Origin of the sequence: Cellulomonas humilata (assembly GCF_013359775.1) — a bacterium.
Classification (GTDB): domain Bacteria; phylum Actinomycetota; class Actinomycetes; order Actinomycetales; family Cellulomonadaceae; genus Cellulomonas; species Cellulomonas humilata.
In genome coordinates this window covers 1-365 of the sequence record NZ_JABMCI010000013.1, presented here as the reverse complement: position 1 = coordinate 365, position 365 = coordinate 1, and the positions used below count along the sequence as shown (strand labels likewise).

At 72.3% G+C, this 365-nt stretch carries 1 protein-coding gene; it reads left to right on the top strand.

The features are described from left to right. On the top strand, nucleotides 1-365 hold a 365-nt coding region (locus tag HP550_RS00060), incomplete at both ends, for an ABC transporter permease family protein (RefSeq protein ID WP_175345563.1).

The following is a 365-nucleotide window of genomic DNA, read 5'->3' as shown; positions in this document are numbered from 1 at the left end:
GGGTGCCGTTCGTGGTCTCGCAGACGGTGCTGGACGCCCTGTTCTCGGTCGACGAGCAGCTCCTGACCACCTTGTTCGTCACGGCCGCCGACGGAGCCGACGTCGGTGCGCTCTGCGGGAAGCTCACCGCGACCGTGCGCCCGTACGCCGCGGTGTCGGTGCTGGACAGCGCGGAGTTCGTGTCCGACCTGGCCGCGCAGGTGGACCGCGTGCTCGTGATCCTCTACGCGCTGCTCGGCCTGCCGGGCGTCATCGCGGTGCTCGGCATCGTCAACACGCTCGCCCTGTCGGTCATCGAGCGGACCCGGGAGATCGGGCCGCTCCGCGCGGTCGGCCTGGGCCGGCCCCCGCTGGGCACCACCATC